The following is a 16993-nucleotide window of genomic DNA, read 5'->3' as shown; positions in this document are numbered from 1 at the left end:
GTGACGCCGGGCAGTTGCCGGGGCTTTGAGTCAGCTGGAGGACGAGCGGCGCGGCACCGTGAGGACGGCGGCAGCGGTACCGATCGTGCCGACCAGCAGCGGCCAGCCGAGCCCCGTGTGCCGCACGAGCAGCGCACCTCCGAAGGCGCCCGCCAGCATCCCCAGCACCGAGGCCAGGCGACGGCCGGCACGTGGATTGGTGCCGCCGGCCGGCCTCGAGTCGGATGCCAGTCCGGTCAGCGTGAGTGTCAGCACCGTCGTGGTCACATCGGGCACGGCGAGCTTGCGTACCGTCCCGTTGCGCAGGCCCATGGCCAGGGCGATCAGGGCGATGAGCACATCGACCGTGTGGCTCGGGGTGAAGGCGACGGCGGTGGCCGTGGCGAGCAGGACCGTTTCAAGGACCAGGGTCAGGCGCAGCCAACGCGGCGCGGGGCGACGGCGCATCACGGTCTCCAGACGTCCGGCCACCAGCGCGCCGAGGAGGAAGGCAGCCAGCGACACCAGCGAACCGACCACCGAGAAGCCGGGGACGCCGGCGGCGGCGAAGCCGATGATGACCACGTTGCCGGTCATGTTCGCGGTGAAGACATGCCCCAGCCCCAGATAGCTGATGGCGTCGATGAGGCCGCTCACTGCCGTCACCGTCATGAGGGCCGGCAGCAGCGGCTCACGGCCGCCCGGTGCTCGCTGAGCCGACGGATGATGGGTAGTCACTGTCGTTTCCTTGGGTTACGGTCCGTGCTCGGTCCCACTGCCCGACGGGAGACCTCGGCCGCCGCGGTCGGTCTTGAACGCGGCAGTGTCTCCTGGACCGGGCGTCCAAAGGATCGTCGTTCAGGCGTAGTTCCGCGCCCACCCGCGGTGGTTGGCGTCCTTGCCGCTGAATCCGTCGAACGCTGTGCATGTCGAGGTCCAAGGCGGCGGGCCGGCGCCGGCCCGGGGCGGGGCGCCCTCGGGCCAGCGGGCCGAAGGGCGGTCAGCCTGCGGCGTGGGCGCCGATGACGGACTGGGCGTAGACGACGCCGAGGCCGTAGGCGCCGCCGTGTTCCTTGACGATGTCCATGACGGGCAGGTAGGTCTCGGTGCGGGCCCAGTCGCGCTGGAGTTCGAGCAGGACCTGGATCCAGGTCACCGGGACGGCGCCGGCGTTGACCATGCGCTGGAGGGCGTGCTCGTGGGCCTGGGGGGTGACGCCGCCGGAGGCGTCGGCGACGACGTAGACCTCGTAGCCCTGGCCGAGGGCGGACAGGACGGGGAGCACGATGCAGACCTCGGTCCACAGGCCCGAGATGATGATCTTCCTACGGCCGGTGGCCTTGATGGCCTCGACGACCGCGTCGTCCTCCCAAGCGTTCATCGTTGTGCGGTCGATGATCTCCTGGCCGGGGAAGACCTCGGCGAGCTGGGGCAGGATCGGGCCGGAGAAGGACTCGGCGGCCACGGTGGTCAGGACGACGGGGACGTTGAACGCCTTGGCGGCCTTGGCCAGGCCCACGGTGGCGTTGATGATCGCGGTGCGGTCGCCGCTGCCGGTGCCGAAGAACATCTGCGGCTGGTGGTCGACGAACAGCATCACCGAGTTGTCGGGCGTGAGCAGGTCCGGGCTGGGGGCGGCGTGGACATTGGCAGCGCTGAACATGATGGGTTCCTCTTCTTCTGGTCCAGACAGGGATGCGCGCCTGGCGTGCTTGGCCGCGGGCCGGCTGAAACGTGCCAGCAGGCGCTGCAGTCGGTTCTTGGATGCCGGCATCGCGGTCTCCTTCGGGTTTTCACGCCGGGGCTGTGGTCCGTCCCCCGAGGGGGGCTCTCACGAAGATGAATCTCCCAGGGAAATCACTTCCAGACAAGAGGTTGAATGATGAACTACATGGGATCTGTGTCACTCTGCCCGGAGGGAGGGAGGGAGGGCGGGCGGGTGGTCGATCCGCACCAGAGGGGGCATTCAGGAGCCGGACACCTTCGTCGACGGCTGGACGTACGGGTCGTCGCTCTCTTCCGCCTGTACGCCTACGGGACGGGCAGTTCGGCCGCCGGCTCTGCCTGCTGGGCAGGGAACTGCGCCACGCGCTGATCAGTCTCACCGAACGCCTATGCCGTCCCCCACGTGCGGGGACGCCTTCCGTCGGGTGACTGAAGCCGGCCCCCAGCAATGATCACGGAGATCGGTCGGCGCCCCACCGACTCGTGCGCCGCGGCGATGACACGGATGCGGATCAGCGTGTGACGGATGTCGTCGACGGCAGGTCCTGAGTGGGCCCGGCTCCTGCATGGGGGATGTCACGACAGGGGGCGCCGTCTCGTCCTAGGGACGAATGCAAACCTCGATCAAGGAGCGACCCCCGATGAGCCTGCGTTCCGGAACCGCACTCGCGGGTGCGGCGATCGCCCTGGCCGTACTGCTGTACCGCAGCGGCGGCGAGACGATCCCCATGGCCGGTCCTCGTCCCGCTTCTGCCGTATGCCGTGCTCGGTTGGCTGTTCGGCCCCGCCGACGGTCAGGTCGAGGCCAGGGGCGGTGACGATCCGGTGATGCCGGGATGGACCGCGCCAACTGAACGCGCCCTGCGTCAGGTAGGGCAGTGATCGTAAGGCAGCAAGGCAATTCCGGAGGCAAGGCAACAGGCAATTACATGAGCTATGAACAGCAAAGTGTCGTCATAACCGGTGCTTCCCGCGACTTCGGCCGGACTCTCGCCATTCGTTTCGCCCAGCGCGGTGCCGACGTCTTCATGTCCGCCCGAAGTCTGAAGGCGGCGCGACGTGTGGCAGGCGAGATTCGTGACCACGGTCACGAACACGTGCATGCCTTCGCGTGCGACCTGACGGACGCCGCCTCGATCCGGCAGTTCGCCGGCGAAGTGGCAGAGCGCACCGATCGGGTGGATGTGCTCGTCAACAACGGCGCACGCTGGCTGGAGGGGCCGGATCTGCTCTCCGCCAGTGACGATGACGTGATCGACACCATCGCCGCCGGAGCCACCGGCACGGTCCTCATGGTGAAGCGCTTCTTGCCGCCGCTGCTCGCATCCGAAAGGCCGGACGTGGTGAACATGATCTCCGCCGCCGGGCTACCGGGCCATCAGCGCTCCGACGCGCATGCCGCCTTCTACGCCGCGAAGAGCGCGCAGGCCGGTTTCGCCGAAATCCTCTCCAAGCGGCTGCGACCCCAAGGAGTGCGGGTCATCGCGCTGTACCCGCCGGACCTCTGCAACCCGGATCCGCTGTCCTCGCAGTGGGAGAACACTCCGCGCGGCTCCGGTCACATGCTGACGGCCCACTCCGTGGCGGAGTGCGTGTTCTTCGCCCTCGGTCAGCCGCGGGACTCTTTCATCAAGTCGTTCTACTTCGAGCAGGCCCCTGACAGGCCACGCGAGATCGCGCTCGGCGGCGCCAATGAGGTGTCTCCAACCTCAGCTTGAGGACAGGGCGGAGTGAGAGGTGAGGACCGCGCCGACTGCCAGGTCCAGCCGTGCCGCGAACTTTCCACGTCCCGTGGAGTCACCTGGATTCCTTGCGCCGGTGATCGAGTATGAGGAAGGTCAGGAAGCCGCCGACGAACAGGAGGGCGCCGGCGATCAGAAACGGCACCGGCGCGTACTCTTCGGTGCACGTGCTTCCGCTTGCCGTGGCGTGACACACGTCGCCAGGGCCACCCCGGTTGGTATAGGCGAGGTAGAAAAGGGGCAGCGCAACGCCCGCGATGCTTCCGACGAGGGCGTTCGTGTGTCCCTTCCGGAGCAGGTACGCCGCCGCCACGGCGCCCGGGGCGATCAGGAGCACGCCCACCGAGAGCAGCGCGGCCAGTCCGAGGGCCAGACACGCCCCCACCGCGAGCCAGGCCAGGAACCAGCCCCATTCCGAGGTGTCATCATTCCGGACCGCTTCAACCTTGCGTTGCACGGTGCCTCCTGCCGAGGGAGAGAGTGCGCCGATCGGACCGCTGGTTCTGAAAACGTGTCATGATATCGCGCGTCCTTTTCCGGGCTGCTCCCGGGACGGTCCCTGGCCGGCGCCGTCATTGATCTTCATGAGGACTGTGGTCGCATTGCATCGGTGTCCGGGCTGTCGGGAGACCGGACCCACGCCGTCCTCGACGACGCCACCCTTGCTGCGGGGGATCCCGAACTGAACGCTCACCTCTCCAAGTTGCTGGGCCGCTCGGCAAGCTCTCGGCCGACGCACCGCTCGAGCGCGCCGTGCCGGAGCGGAGTACGAGGGCGGTGTTCCAGACGCCGTGCGGGATCGGTGAGGTGGGCATCGCGCACCGGGATGCGGGGCAGGCTGGAGCCGCTGCGCGGGAAGCTGACGAAGCCGGCCGACCGCGGCTGTCCGCACAAACTGCCCGACGGGAAGTTCACCGTCCGCCCCGTGACGGGGCCGCACAGCGGGCGGAAGCGCAACCATGGTGCTCCTGGCGGCTGTCGGAATTGTGTGACGAAAACCGAAGAGCGCGCCGGGGCCAGCCGCCAGGGAAGATCGCGGTGATCCCGTGAGGCTGTCCATTCATGGAGAGCCTCACGGGTTGGCGGGTGCACTTCACTCGCCGGGAGCAGGCGTGGCACCGCGAGGCGACGGCGCTCACGCGGGCGATCAGCGTCCTGTTCGCCGACCTCGACCAGCGGTCGGACGAGTGGGGCGTGACGGAGGGCCGGCCAGTGGGGCGTGTCGGAGGGCCGGCCGTTTCAGATCAGCCCGTAGGGCGAGAGCGACGGTGGCCTCGTCGTCGACATCGTCGAGCGCTGACTGGCGTCCGCACCGCGGCGCGTCACAGCGTCGCGGTCGTCCCCTCCCCGGACGCGCTGCCCGCGAGCCACTGGTCCCATCCCAGGTTGAAGTCGGCGTAGCCGTTGTCGGCCGGGGCCTTGGCACGGGGCGAGCCGGTGATGGTGACGGGGTCGCCCTGCTTGACCTGGCCGTAGAACCACTTGGCGTCCGACATGGACAGGTGGACACAGCCGTGCGAGCCGCGGGCGCTACCGCTGCCCGGATTGGGGTCGCCGGTCGAGTAGTGCACGTAGGTGCCGGACTGGGTCAGGTGGATGTCCCAGGGCAGCGTCAGGTCATAGAAGTTGGGGCTGCCCTTGTCGCAGCTGATGCCAACGCTGCAGGAGGTCATGTGGACCTTCTCCTGCTTGTCGATGACGGCCATCGTGCCGTTCCACGTCGGATACTGGGCGCTGCCCGCATTGATCGACAGGGTGCGCACCACCGTGCCGTTCCGGGTCACCTTCATGGTGTGGCCGGTCACCGAGACGTCCGCGCGCACGTCGTCGCCGATCGTGAAGGTGTGCGTGTAGCTGCGCACGCCGTAGCGTCCGTTGCCGTTGCTGACACCGTTCATGTCGGCGTCGATCTTCACCTTCGTGCCGGAGGGCCAGTACGACTTCGGGCGCCAGTCGGCGCGCTGGTCACCGAACCAGTGCCAGGCGCCGGCCACCGGCTGCGAGGCGCTCACCTTCATGTGCTTCTCCACCGTGGCCCGTGCCTTTGCCGCCACAGGGTTCGTGAAGATCACCGAGATCGGCATGGCCACGCCGACCGTGGTGCCCGTCTGCGGGGTGATCGTGTCCAGAAGCATCGGCGGGCCCGCGGGCTTCGTCGGTGAGGGAGAGGCGCTCGCACTCGGCTTGCCCGACGCCTTTGCGTCGTTCCCGCTCGCCTTGTCACTGCCGCCCCCGCCGCAGGCACTAGCGCCCACCAGCATCGCAGCCGTGACGAGTGCGATCCCTATGCCGCCCTGGCGCCGTCCCACGACCTACCCCGCTCTCTCGCTGTTCGGCCCTGGCGGGCCCGACTTTCTGTCAGACAGAGAGAACGGGTCAGCAGTTGCGTGCGCCGCGTAAAGCATGTCTCAAAACTTTGTGCGCATCCTGGGTCGGGGAACCATGAGGGGCGCGACATCGCCGCCTCCCACCTTCAGGGCGCGTCAGGGGGCAAGGGACTGAGCCGCACCGCAGTGGGCCGGCGGTCGGTGGTATCGGCCGGTGTGCAGAGCGACGCCTTGAACACAGGTCTTGTGCCTGCCGACTTCGCTTGATCACGGCCGTGGTGTCCGTGCAGGAACCCGTACGTGCTCCAGTTGTCACGTGGATGACGAAGGCGGCACCGCGCCGCGGGCCGCGGCGACCGGCCCGGCTCCCAGCGGTCGAAGGCCACGCCGGAGCCGTCGTCGAGCTCACCGCCGAGGACGGCGTCCGGCACGCCGGCGACAGCCGCCGCGACGCGGCCCGGCATTCGCGGCTCGGAGGTCCGGGTGGTCGAGGAGGCGGTGACCCGCGACGACCGCGTCCCCGCGGAGGTGATCACCGGCCTGGTGCGACGCCCCGACGTTGCCCCCGGGCGATGCCGGACGACATCGCCCGCCGCCAGGTCAGGAGGAGCCAGGTCAGGAGGAGACAGAACAGGCTCAGGCCGTGGAGGACGGTGGCTCACCGGGCGCTCGTGCGCTCGTGGGCAGCGTTGAACCGCGGCCCGGTCGAACAGCAGCACATCACGACGTCACCACGGCACGACTCCATGTGTTGGTGGCTGGGCGAAGCGCAGCCATGCTCGCTCCGCCTGTGACAACCGTGATCGCTTGGCCGTCGCAGAGTCGACTTCGCGCAGTCGCCGACCCGATCCGCGTAGCAACACGTCTTTGACCGGCGGTTCTGCATCCGCTTGCACGAAATGGGCTGACTGTTGGACAGCCGCCCGGTAAACGGTCGATCGACCCGACATGCTCGTGGGGCTATCCCTGCGGTCGGGGCCGTCATTGTGTTTGCCGTTGTCAGACGGTTACGTGCTTCGGCCGTATTCGCGTACGTGGATTCGGTGAGGGAACATGATCCAACGCTCACCTTCCTTGTGAGTGAGGCGTCAGCCGTTCCCGTACTCATGGGCGCGACACAAGGCGAAGTCAGCGGCGGCCAGCGACGCAGGATCGCCCTCGCGAGAGCCATGCTCCGCACCGCGCCCGTGCTGATCCTCGAACGAGCCCACCGCCGGACTCGACGACGACTCCACGGCCCGCATCATGGCGCCGCCTCACCGCCCAGCGCACGACCTTCCTCATCACCCACGACCTCCGCCTGACGGCCCAGGCCGACCTGGTCCTCCACCTAACCCACGGCAGGGCCGACATCGCCGCCCCGGGCCAGTCATCGACGACGGGCATGGAGCGGGAGCACGACGCGGCCTGAGGCCGAGCGCGACCGAGTACGACAGGCCCTGGCGGCGGATGATGCGCCCTGCCGGGGCCACCGGGATTTCGGCGGTTTCCCGCAGGGATCGTGGGGCGGTGCCTCACGCCGAGGCGCTGCTGCGCCGGGCGTAGGCGCGAGCGGCGCGGGCTCGGTCGCCGCACCGGGTGGAGCACAGCTGCCGCCCCGACGGCGGCACGATCACCGTGGCCGGCGTACCCGCCGTCCACGGCCCCGGCACGCGCGAGGAGATCGAGCCGATCACCGGCCAGGTCGTCGGCTTCATCCTGACGGGAGAAGACCTGCCCACCGTCTACGTCAGCGGCGACGACGCCTCACTCGACGCCGTCAAGGAGATCGCCGAGCGCTTCGCCCCGGTGGAGACCGCCATCCTCTTCGCCGGAGCCCCCCGCTTCCCGGTCTTCTTCGACGGCGCGCTGATTGTCCTCGACAGTGCCCAGGCCGCCGAGGCCACCCGGATCCTCGGCGCCCGTCGCGTCGTCCCCGCCCACTACGACAGCTGGGCCCACTTCACGGGGGCCGCGACGAACTGGAGGCCGCCTTCACCGCCACCGGTCCGGCCGACCGCCCGGACTGGGGCCGACAGGCCTGACCTGACCGACCGAAAGAGCCCCCAGGGCATTTCACCGTCTTGATCACCGTCAAGGCATATGAGGCACACGGCGGAGAGAGTCGGACTGTGCCGATGCCCACGCCTGTCCCAGAGCCGCGTCCGTCGATGCGACCGCGACGATCGACGACGCGGGCGCGTTCAGCGCGACATCACCCAGCCCGGCGTCCAGGTCCCGGCGGCGGCGTGGCCGGGCGCTGTCGCGGCGAGGTGGGCGCGGAGGGCGGCCAGCGCTGGGTGGGGGTTGTCGCGGTGCCAGAGGAGCGAGTGCGGGTAGACGGGCGTCGGGTCGGTCACCGGGATCCGACGCAGGCCGTGGTCGGCGGGCCAGACAAGGCGGGTGTGCTCGCCCATGAAGGTGGCCAGGGCCGGGGTGTCGGCCACGGTGTCGAGGAGCGCGTCGGAGCCGAAGTTGGGCCCGGTCGCCTCGATGGTGAGGCCGAACTCGGCGACGAGGTCGTCGTAGTACGCGGCCCACTCGGTACCGGGGACGATGCCGGGCATCCAGATCCGGTGCCCCGCCAGCTGAGCGACGGTCACCGACCGGGCGCCCGCCAGTGTGTGGGCAGGGCCGGTGAGGAGCTGAAGCGGCTCGTCGAGGACCCGGACGGACTCGATGTCGTCAGGAAGGGGCCGGCCGGGCATGGCGACGGCGCGGAAGGACGCGTCGATCGCGCCGGACCTGATGGCGGCGACGGCCGTCTCGATGTCGAACAGCATCACCACGTCGAGGTCGATCTCCGGGTGCGCGCGGTGGAAGCCGCGCATCAGGCCGGACGCCGCCCCGCGGGAGGCGATGATGTCGACGCGCAGCGGTCGGCGGCCGGTGTGCACGGACGCGACAGCGCGCTCGGCAACGCGCAGCAGCTCCCGCGCGTGGGGCAGGAACGCCTGCCCGTCGATGGTGAGCTCGGCGCCGCGCGCGGTGCGGGTGAACAGTCGCACGCCGAGGTTGCGTTCCAGCGCGGCGATACGCTTGGAGACGGCCTGCTGGGTGACCGCCAGCTCAGCGGCTGCCTCCTGGAACTGCCCCGTGTCGGCGGCGGCGACGAAGGTCCGGACGGCGTTGAGGTCCATGTCGACACCATATAGACACAACCATTGGTTGTGGCCTGCGCCCCTGCGGGTGGTCTGACCCCCGGGTATTGCGCATACCTTGACGCTTCCGATCGCGGATCGGTTGTACAGGTGAGTGGCGAGAGGCGTCGGGCATGAGGAGCGGACACCGGCTGGGACATCCGCTGATCGCCGTCCACTGATCGCCGTCCACCAACGTGCGGCGTGCGGCGGATGTCCCAGCCGCCCGTCTCTCGGAGGGCGAGAGGGGGCCCGACCGCCTTGAACGATCGCCTACTTCCTCCGCGTCCGAGGGGCCGGCGGAGAACGCGACAGGCGGCCGTCCACCGGGTGCGGTGAGCTCACCGAGCCGAAAGCCTGGACGACGTCACCGAGTTCGTGAGCGCCGGCGAGCGCGAGCAGATACCTCGGCTGATCGAGGTGCTTCAGCGCCGAGGGGGCTGCTGAGCCATGAGGTGCCCCCCGTCGCCTCGCCCCTTGCCTTGCCTCCACGGCCGCAGCGACGCCGAGGCAAGGGCAGGGAGATCATCGGCGAGGAAGCCTCGCCCGAGGCCCACCAACGTCATTCGACCCGCCGTGCCGTGCCGATGCACAAGCCTCCCAGGAGCGCGGTCAGATAGCGGCGGGCGGTCTCGGCACGGGCGGCAGGCGCGCTGTGCACCTGCGCGGCGTAGGCGATTCCGCACATGAGCGGGACCAGGTCGTCGGAGGTCAGGTCGGCGCGGACCACCCCGGCTTCGCGGGCGCGCTCGAGCAACTGCGCGCCGACCGACTTCAGGGTCCGCTTCAGTTCGGTGGTGCGCGGCAGGGCGTCCGTGGACGCGGCGGTGACCGGGGAGAGGGAGGCGTCGGTGACCTGCGCTTCGACGGTGCGGGTCAGGAAGCCGGTGAGGGCGCGCCCGGGGTCGGCGTCGGCCAGCGCCTGCTCGCCGTGGGCGGCGAGTTCCTCAAGGCAGGGGGCGGCGACGGTCTCAAGGAGCGCCTCGGCGGTGGGGAAGTGGCGGTAGACGGTGCCGACACCCACTCCGGCCCGGCGGGCGATGTCGTTGAGCTGCAGCGGTGTGCCTTCGTCTACGAGATCGCGAGCCACGGCGACGATCCGTCCCCAGTTGCGGGCGGCATCCTTGCGCAGGGGGGCGGTCGTCATGGGAGAAGACTATCTGGATGGCCCATCCGGATTGCTTCGGCGTGCGCATCGGACGAATCACCCGGCCCCTCGCGCATCCTTGTGTCGAGCCTGAGCGAGGGACCAGGGCACGGAGTGAGCGTCGTCGCCGGCCTGCCGGCGCTCTTCGTCGGACACCCACCCCGCTGCCTTGAGGAACCGCGTCGCCCTGCGGTCGTGGCTCAGCGACCTTGCCTTCTGTCACCCCGTGGGTGCGAGGCGCTCACTGATGTGGCGGACGGCTTCGGCGATGCGAGGGTCTGTTGCCGGACGGAAGGGGGCGACCGGATGTGCCTGGGGTCCGATGACGACGCCGGTCCGGCCGGTCAGTGAGCCGTCGGTCGCGGCGAAGATCGATGGCTTGGCCGCCACGGACGCCGGGCCTGAGGTGGAGCGTTCGAACTTGCGCCGGACCAGTGGCCAGAGCAGCCGCAGCCCCGGCGAGACGATCTTCGGATCGCTCATGGTGCCGTTGGTCATGTCGGTGGCGGCGCCGCCCGGGTCTGCCGCGAAGACCGAGACGCCCGTGCCCTCGAGCCGGCCGGCCAACTCGAGTGTGTAGGCGAGATTGGCGAGCTTGGCCCGGCCGTACCAGTGGAAGCCGTAGTAGCCACCCGGTGGCTCGACGGCATCGAAGACGCGCTTGGCGACGCCGATCGCGCCCGAGGTGACGTTCACGATCCGGCTCGGCGCAGCGGCCCGCAGTTCGGAGAGCAGCAGTTCGGTCAGCAGATACGGCGAGAGATGGTTGACGGCGAACGTCGCCTCGATCCCGTCGACCGAGTCTCGCCGGTCGGGGAACATCGCTCCGACGTTGTTGACCAACACGGTCAGCGGACCGTCGGCGGCGATCCGGCCGGCGAGAGCGCGGACCGCGTCGAGCGAGGCGAGGTCGGCGGCCAGGAACCGGGCGGAATGCAGCGGTGCCGTCGCGTTGATCCGTTCGACCGCGCGGGCGCCGCGCTCGGTGTCGCGCCCGACCACCGTGACCTCTAGGCCCGCCTCGGCCAGCCCCAAGGCCGTCTCCAGCCCGATTCCCGCTGTCCCCGCAGTGACCACCGCTGTCTGCTTCATCGCACGACCGTTCTGCCTAAGTGGATGGATTATCCGGTGGCGTCACCATAACAGATACGGATGACCTATCCGGTTTGTGTCCGGCTGGGATCTGCATTGCCGCACCCTGTCCTGTGGTGCGCCGACTCCACCCGGGTTGCGTCGTGTTGAGCATCCGGACAGGCGCTTCTGAGTACGCGTACTCACAGCTCGGCGTCCAGCGGCGGCGAGAGTTGGGGGGCAGACCGGACGACTGGAGGCGACCGTGACCGCGTACCGCAGCAGTGCCCGCCCAGCCATCGCCGTCGAGGCCCGGCGGCTTCGAAGGCTGAGAGCGGCCGCTGCCGCTCTCGCCGGCTCGGCCGCCCTCGTGGCACTCACCGGATGTTCCTCCTTCGAGTTCCAGGAGGACGTCTGCAGCAGCGGTGAGTACCCCGTCCTGACGGTGAACGGCACCGGTTCGGCATGCGTCTCGGACGGAGAGCAGCCACCCGCGGGGTTTGTGCGATACCCGGAGGGCAAGGTGCCGCGGCAAGTCGATGACAAGTGGGACGTGTACTGGCGCACCCACACGCTCGACGAGGACGGCAAGGTCAACGCCGCACCGGACGCGGGCTGACGGGACGGCCCGCGCTCCGTCCCGTCCGCCGTGGCGTGGCGCACGAGTGCCGTTCCGCTCGTGGAACCTCCTCGGCCGGACCTGCATCTCTCTGTCCGGGAAGGCAGAAGCGGCGGCGCCCGGCCGTCGCGGAGGTGTCCTCGCCCAGAGGGGAATTCATGGCACGGCGGACAGCAGCTGTCTCCGTGGTCGGCCTGACGGTGCTTCTGGCCGCAACCGCTTGTGGGCGGGGCGAGACCGTTTCCACCCGGCCGACCGCGGGACCGCGGGAGACCACAGCTCCCTCCACCGGGCCAAAGGCGTCACCCCCGGCCTCGTCGCACGTGAATGGGGCCGCCGCCTGCGGGACGCCGCACCTGCGGTGGAAACTGACCCGGCGCGACAGCAAGCCGCACAACGCGCCGACGGCCCTGCTCAGCGCCACGAACACCGGCCCCCGGCCGTGCGCCTTCGACGGCTACCCCGATATCGACGTCTACGTGGGCAAGGGGCCGAGCGTCTCCTCGAAACCGAAGAAAAGCACATCCGTCCGGCTGGCGCTGAACGCGGGCCACACCGTCGTGTTCCCGCTCTTCTACGCGGCGACCCCCGCCCCGCACGGGAGCTGCTTCATTCCGGGCGACAACGACCCGCGTGTCTCCGTGCGCCCACCGCACGCCGCCGCTCACGACTACGGCGCCTTCGCGCAGCTGACCGACGTGAACGGCCGCCGCCTGCCGGCGCAGGTATGCGGGACCACCATCCAGCTGGGTTCGCCTCAACTGCGTTAGGCATGTGGCTATTTATCGTGCGTATGTCCATTCATCCGTGCGATCATGGTGACCACGACCGCTGACCACGGTCGACTGGAAAGCGCCTTTCGGCGGCACGGGGGCATGCAACGGGGTGCACTGCCTTGTGCGGTGAGCCCTGTGCAGTGAGCCGTGCGGGACGTCCACGCCTGCCCGCAGTACGCATGGGCCGTGACGTTTCTCGCGGTGTGTGAGCCTGTGGTGCACCGCGTTGCAGGCGGCCGGTGGAACAGCCGCGTCGCGCTGCGCAGCAGTGGATCGCTGTGGGGATCAGGGCCGGCCTGGCCCATGACTTCGCCGTGCCTGCCGTCGACACGCACAGCCGGCGACCTACCGTGCCGGCCTCACCTGGAGAAGACCACGTTGTACAAGAGACGAATATTCGGGGCTGTGGGTGTGCTGTGCACCCCGGTGCTGCTGGGGAGCGCAGCGTCGGCGCAGGCCGCCACGCCGGCCCCGGCCACCACCAGTCCGGCGTCCGCCACGTCGGCGGATTCACCCGATGCCACATCCGTGCCGAGCGCCTCGGAGTCGGTCACCGCCTCGCCGTCCACCGGCGGAAGCTGGACGGTCCAGGACGCCATCCGGTTCTGGACACCTCAGCGGATGGCGTCGGCCACCGACCCCTCGGGCCGCGCACCCCGGCCGAGCGGCTGGACGGCTCCGCGGAGGAACGGGCTGACCAGGGCCGGGCTCACCGGTCAGCACTTCGACGGCATCACATCCGTCGGCATGCTCTTCCACACGGACAGCAACATGCGGGCCCACTACTGTTCGGCCAGCGTGGTGCGCAGTGCGGGACACGACCTCATCCTCACCGCCGGACACTGTCTCGGCAAGAACGCCGTGTTCGTTCCGAAGTACGACCACACCAAGTCGGCGGCCCAGCAGCCGTACGGGATCTGGCCGGTCAAGGAATGGTTCCGCGACAAGCAGTACGCCTCCGACAAGAGTGCCAACTCCGACCTGGACTTCGCCTTCGCCGGCCTGGAGTCCAACGGTGGCAGGGAGGTCGAGGACGTCGTGGGTGGCAACACCCTGGCCCCTACACCCGGCTTCGCCAACAAGGTGACGGTCATCGGCTACCCGTCGATCGGGCACAACCCGCAGGACCAGGCGTTCCGTTGCTCCGACGTCCGCACGACCGTGCTGACGTCCTACTACCAGATGCAGATCGACTGCGGCGGAATGTGGGGCGGTGTCTCCGGCGGCCCGTGGTTCTCCAAGTTCGACGCTTCGGGCAACACCGGCCAGATCATCGGCAACGTCGGCGGCTTCAACGGGGGCGGCCCCGATGTGAAGCCCAGCGACCCGCTGTACAACGAGATCACCTACAGCCCGTTGCACGGGGACCGCTTCTTCCAGCTCTACGCCGACGCTCAGAAGGGTCTCCACGCCGACTACGGGCCTTACCAGCAGCCGCCTCTGCCTTACACGTTGGGCAACGGCACGACCTGGAAGCACGCGAAGCTGATGGCCTCCGGCGACTTCAACGGCGTCGGCCACAGCGACCTGGTCGTCGTCTGGGACGACGGCGAGGTGACCCTCTACACCAGCGACGGCAACGGAAACTTCATCGCCGAACGACAGCTGCTGACCCCCAACCCGATCTGGAAGGGCGCGGCGACCATCACCGCGGGCGACTTCACGGGATCCAACAGCTTCGACCTGATGGTCCGCTGGCCCGACGGTAAAGTCACGCTCTACGGCGACGTCGGCAGCAACGGCCTCAAGGTGCCCGGCACCCAGATGGTCGGCCCGAACGCCACCTGGAAGAAGGCCGCCCAGATCGTCGCGGGCCGCTTCGGCGCCTCGCAGTATGTCACCGACCTGGCAGTGCGCTGGTCGGACGGCAGTCTGAGCCTCTACACCAACGTCAGCGCGGGACGTTTCGGGCAGGAGCACAAGCTCAAGGCCCCGAGCGGTACCTGGAAGGACTCCACGCTGCTCACCAACGGTGAGTTCTCCGGCAACCAGAAGTGGGACCTGATGCTCCAGCGGCCGGACGGCGAGCTGGACAACTACGTGGGCACCACCGCCTCCGGCCTCGGCACCAAGGTACGCATCAAGAATCCCCACGGCCTCTGGACGCACGGCACGGTGATGACCGCCGGCAACTACACCGGCAACCACCGCACCGACGACCTCGTCGTCCGCTCGTCCGACGGCGGTACCACCATGTACACCGACACCGCCAAGGACCACCTGGGCACCGCGCAACCCCTGGTCCCGCACGCCTGACCCGAAGGCCCCCACGGCGATGCCGCCCAGTGCTCGACGGCGCTGGGCGGCAGAGCCGTTGGCCACAGCGACGGACAACTGTCCCCGAGAGTCCGGCGGGTCGGGCTGCCATCGGCCGGAAATTTTTCAGGCACTCCCTTCCCCGAATTCCGATGGGACGACGTTCGTTCAGCGTTTCTCGTCGAGATGATCCGTGCCGTCGGCGATATTCGCGCGTCATCATGGCTCGGCTGACGAATGGCTCGACGAAAAACATCGAGTCCGTCAAGGTCGGCGATTCAGCCATCGCCACCGACTGCTTGGCCAGGGGCACCGGGCCGCGCACGTAGTAACTCCGCGAGAGGTTGAACAGCACAACTCCTGCTCGATGGCAGGAGGCGAACCCGTCGACCACCACGATGGCTGAAACGGCGGGGGCGAGATGAGAATCCGGCACATTCCGTTGTGCCTGAACCGTGTTGTCGGTAGCTTGCGGGCCCACTGATTCCTGAAAGGCGGTCACGTGATGCGTGGAAGACGTATTTTTCTGGTATTCGTGGCGGCCGCAGTGTGGCTTGCTGCTCTGCCGGCCACCGCGTCGGCAGGGCATGTCCGCTTACCCGTCGTACCCATACCCGGCGATCCTCGTGCGGCACACCTCGAGCCGTTCACCGGTCACGCGGTTGCGCCTCACCCGGTCGACGCCCCGGCCGTCCCGAGGCATCCCTTCATGGCTCCCAACGGCACGAGCAATCTGCACGACGACGCCTATCAGACCGACACCTACACCGAAGCGGGCCCCGCAGGACACGACCTGAGCGTCCGGACCCGGCTGCAGGGCGGACTGTGCGGCTCTGTCACGTTCGACTCCAGGGGCCGGCTGGTCACCGTCTGCATGGCCCCGGGGCGCGCGCCACGGCTGATGCTGCTGAACCCGGACAACCTCAGCACGATCGCCGGCCTGGAACTCCCGGGAACCGCCGGCACAAGTCCCACGGACGTGACGGGCGGCGGATACTTCTACCTGGACAACGACGACCGCGTGGTCGTGCCGACCAAGGCCGGTGGCATCCAGGTCGTGGCGATCCAGGGCAACACCTTCGTGACCCGGCGCAGCTATGACCTGAGGCCGGTCATCGGCACCGCTGGGATCGTCTCCGCCCTCCCCGACTGGTCGGGGCTGCTGTGGTTCGTCACCAGGAGCGGTGTCGTCGGCACCGTCGACCTGACCACCGGCGCCGTGCGGTCCCGGGCGCTGCGTGGTGAGCAGATCGCCAACAGCATCGCGGTCGACGAGTCGGGCGGAGTGTTCGTCGTGAGTGACCACGCGCTCTACCGGTTCGACGAGGGGCCCGGGGGAGCGCCCCAAGCCACCTGGCGTGCGGTGTACGACCGGGGAACCCGGCTAAAGCCCGGCCAGCTCAGCCAGGGCAGCGGCACCACTCCGACTCTCGTCGGTCCGGCATCCGGCCCGGGTGGCGGCTATGTGGCGATCACGGACAACGCCGACCCGAAGATGCACGTGCTGGTGATGGCCCGCGGAAAGGCGGGACCCACCAGAGTGTGTGCCGAGCCGGTCTTCCCGGCGTGGAAAGGAGCTGACGAGAACAGCCTGATAGCCGTGGACGGCGACCTGATAGCCGAGAACAACTACGGGTATGTGGTCGACAGCAACGCGCTCCTCAAAGGCTTCCTCGGGCACCGGCTGCCCGACACGGTCCCCGGCCTGGTCCGGGTCCATGTCGACTACGCACACAAGAGCTGCACCACCGCCTGGTCCGACACCTCGGAGCGCATACCCAGCGTGGTCAGCAAGGCGGCACTGGGCAACGGGCTGCTGTACACCTACACCCATCCGTCCGCCGCGGAACTGGCCTTCAAGCCCAAGGAGCGCTCCTTCAGGGCTCCAGACGCGTGGTACCTGACGGCATTGGACGTGCGGACAGGCAAGCGGGCATGGAGCCGACTGGCAGGCGCCGGACCACTGTTCAACAACCACTACGCCCCGGTGTCGATCGGCGCCGACGGTGCGGCGTATGTGGGCTGCATAGGCGGACTGGTCCGCATCGCCGACTCCTGAACCGCACCGGTCATACGCCGTTGGGTTCAGCCGACGGCGGGCGGTCCACCGACAGCCTCGGCCGCGGCCCGAGCGCCCGCCGCAGCGGCCCTGGGTGCCTGAGCTGCGTACAGGCTCCTGGCAGCGGTCGAGGCCTGCCGGCGGTCGTAGTCGTAGCCCTCGTCGGCGGTGTC

13 protein-coding genes and 1 pseudogene are annotated in these 16993 nt (G+C 69.0%); 6 read left to right on the top strand and 8 right to left on the bottom strand.

Annotated features, from left to right (window positions below; translation table 11 throughout):
- Nucleotides 1-30: 30 nt before the first annotated feature.
- Nucleotides 31-717 carry a YoaK family protein gene (locus ACFY2Z_RS32425; protein ID WP_390747627.1) on the bottom strand — a complete coding sequence of 229 codons (687 nt, stop codon included), beginning with the start codon at nt 715-717 and terminating at the stop codon, nt 31-33.
- Nucleotides 718-979: 262 nt separating this feature from the next.
- Nucleotides 980-1642 (bottom strand): hydrolase, encoded by a 663-nt coding sequence (locus tag ACFY2Z_RS32420; protein WP_390747626.1) that lies wholly within the window; start codon nt 1640-1642, stop codon nt 980-982.
- A gap of 991 nt (nt 1643-2633) precedes the next feature.
- On the opposite strand from ACFY2Z_RS32420, the gene ACFY2Z_RS32415 reads away from it, so the two are divergent.
- Nucleotides 2634-3422 carry an SDR family oxidoreductase gene (locus ACFY2Z_RS32415; protein ID WP_390747625.1) on the top strand — a complete coding sequence of 263 codons (789 nt, stop codon included), beginning with the start codon at nt 2634-2636 and terminating at the stop codon, nt 3420-3422.
- Nucleotides 3423-3501: 79 nt separating this feature from the next.
- Here ACFY2Z_RS32415 and ACFY2Z_RS32410 read toward each other — a convergent pair whose 3' ends face one another.
- Both ACFY2Z_RS32410 and ACFY2Z_RS32405 read right to left on the bottom strand, forming a co-directional pair.
- Nucleotides 3502-3903 (bottom strand): hypothetical protein, encoded by a 402-nt coding sequence (locus tag ACFY2Z_RS32410; RefSeq protein WP_390747624.1) that lies wholly within the window; start codon nt 3901-3903, stop codon nt 3502-3504.
- Nucleotides 3904-4768: 865 nt separating this feature from the next.
- Nucleotides 4769-5707, bottom strand: coding sequence for an Ig-like domain-containing protein (locus ACFY2Z_RS32405; RefSeq protein WP_390747688.1), 939 nt, complete (start codon nt 5705-5707; stop codon nt 4769-4771).
- A gap of 1659 nt (nt 5708-7366) precedes the next feature.
- Between ACFY2Z_RS32405 and ACFY2Z_RS32400 the strand changes: the two are divergent.
- Nucleotides 7367-7797 (top strand): annotated as a pseudogene (locus ACFY2Z_RS32400) (MBL fold metallo-hydrolase); the annotation flags it as partial.
- Nucleotides 7798-7956: 159 nt separating this feature from the next.
- Here ACFY2Z_RS32400 and ACFY2Z_RS32395 read toward each other — a convergent pair.
- The 3 genes from ACFY2Z_RS32395 to ACFY2Z_RS32385 form a co-directional block, all read right to left on the bottom strand.
- Complete coding sequence (locus ACFY2Z_RS32395; RefSeq protein WP_390747623.1) at nt 7957-8892, bottom strand: LysR family transcriptional regulator; 936 nt, start codon at nt 8890-8892, stop codon at nt 7957-7959.
- Nucleotides 8893-9454: 562 nt separating this feature from the next.
- On the bottom strand, nt 9455-10039 hold the full coding sequence (locus ACFY2Z_RS32390; RefSeq protein ID WP_390747622.1) for a TetR/AcrR family transcriptional regulator: 585 nt from the start codon (nt 10037-10039) through the stop codon (nt 9455-9457).
- A 219-nt stretch (nt 10040-10258) separates the two neighbouring features.
- On the bottom strand, nt 10259-11131 hold the full coding sequence (locus tag ACFY2Z_RS32385; protein ID WP_390747621.1) for an SDR family NAD(P)-dependent oxidoreductase: 873 nt from the start codon (nt 11129-11131) through the stop codon (nt 10259-10261).
- A gap of 277 nt (nt 11132-11408) precedes the next feature.
- Between ACFY2Z_RS32385 and ACFY2Z_RS32380 the strand changes: the two genes are divergently transcribed.
- Nucleotides 11409-11729 carry an SCO0607 family lipoprotein gene (locus tag ACFY2Z_RS32380; protein ID WP_390747687.1) on the top strand — a complete coding sequence of 107 codons (321 nt, stop codon included), beginning with the start codon at nt 11409-11411 and terminating at the stop codon, nt 11727-11729.
- Nucleotides 11730-12052: 323 nt separating this feature from the next.
- The gene (locus ACFY2Z_RS32375; protein WP_390747620.1) at nt 12053-12499 is read left to right on the top strand and encodes a DUF4232 domain-containing protein; all 447 of its coding nucleotides are present in this window, start codon (nt 12053-12055) and stop codon (nt 12497-12499) included.
- Between the two features lie 365 nt (nt 12500-12864).
- Here the strand turns inward: ACFY2Z_RS32375 and ACFY2Z_RS32370 are convergent, their stop codons facing one another.
- Nucleotides 12865-13104 (bottom strand): hypothetical protein, encoded by a 240-nt coding sequence (locus ACFY2Z_RS32370; RefSeq protein WP_390747619.1) that lies wholly within the window; start codon nt 13102-13104, stop codon nt 12865-12867.
- A 22-nt stretch (nt 13105-13126) separates the two neighbouring features.
- On the opposite strand from ACFY2Z_RS32370, the gene ACFY2Z_RS32365 reads away from it, so the two are divergent.
- Nucleotides 13127-14761, top strand: a complete 1635-nt coding sequence (locus ACFY2Z_RS32365; protein ID WP_390747618.1) for an FG-GAP-like repeat-containing protein — start codon at nt 13127-13129, stop codon at nt 14759-14761.
- 709 nt (nt 14762-15470) lie between these two features.
- On the top strand, nt 15471-16820 hold the full coding sequence (locus ACFY2Z_RS32360) for a hypothetical protein (protein ID WP_390747617.1): 1350 nt from the start codon (nt 15471-15473) through the stop codon (nt 16818-16820).
- Nucleotides 16821-16993: the final 173 nt, after the last annotated feature.

The sequence above is a fragment of the Streptomyces sp. NPDC001222 genome, from assembly GCF_042896945.1.
GTDB classification, from domain to species: Bacteria; Actinomycetota; Actinomycetes; order Streptomycetales; family Streptomycetaceae; genus Streptomyces; species Streptomyces gibsoniae.
This window is presented reverse-complemented; position numbering and strand designations above follow the sequence as displayed.

Bases quoted from the DNA above. Each gene is read 5' to 3' on its own strand.
- ACFY2Z_RS32420 (WP_390747626.1), bottom strand. From the start codon at position 1,642: ATGTTCAGCGCTGCCAATGTCCACGCCGCCCCCAGCCCGGACCTGCTC.
- ACFY2Z_RS32415 (WP_390747625.1), top strand. From the start codon at position 2,634: ATGAGCTATGAACAGCAAAGTGTCGTCATAACCGGTGCTTCCCGCGAC.
- ACFY2Z_RS32405 (WP_390747688.1), bottom strand. From the start codon at position 5,707: ATGCTGGTGGGCGCTAGTGCCTGCGGCGGGGGCGGCAGTGACAAGGCG.
- ACFY2Z_RS32395 (WP_390747623.1), bottom strand. From the start codon at position 8,892: ATGGACCTCAACGCCGTCCGGACCTTCGTCGCCGCCGCCGACACGGGG.
- ACFY2Z_RS32390 (WP_390747622.1), bottom strand. From the start codon at position 10,039: ATGACGACCGCCCCCCTGCGCAAGGATGCCGCCCGCAACTGGGGACGG.
- ACFY2Z_RS32385 (WP_390747621.1), bottom strand. From the start codon at position 11,131: ATGAAGCAGACAGCGGTGGTCACTGCGGGGACAGCGGGAATCGGGCTG.
- ACFY2Z_RS32370 (WP_390747619.1), bottom strand. From the start codon at position 13,104: ATGGCGTCCTGGACCGTCCAGCTTCCGCCGGTGGACGGCGAGGCGGTG.
- ACFY2Z_RS32365 (WP_390747618.1), top strand. From the start codon at position 13,127: ATGGCGTCGGCCACCGACCCCTCGGGCCGCGCACCCCGGCCGAGCGGC.
- ACFY2Z_RS32360 (WP_390747617.1), top strand. From the start codon at position 15,471: ATGGCTCCCAACGGCACGAGCAATCTGCACGACGACGCCTATCAGACC.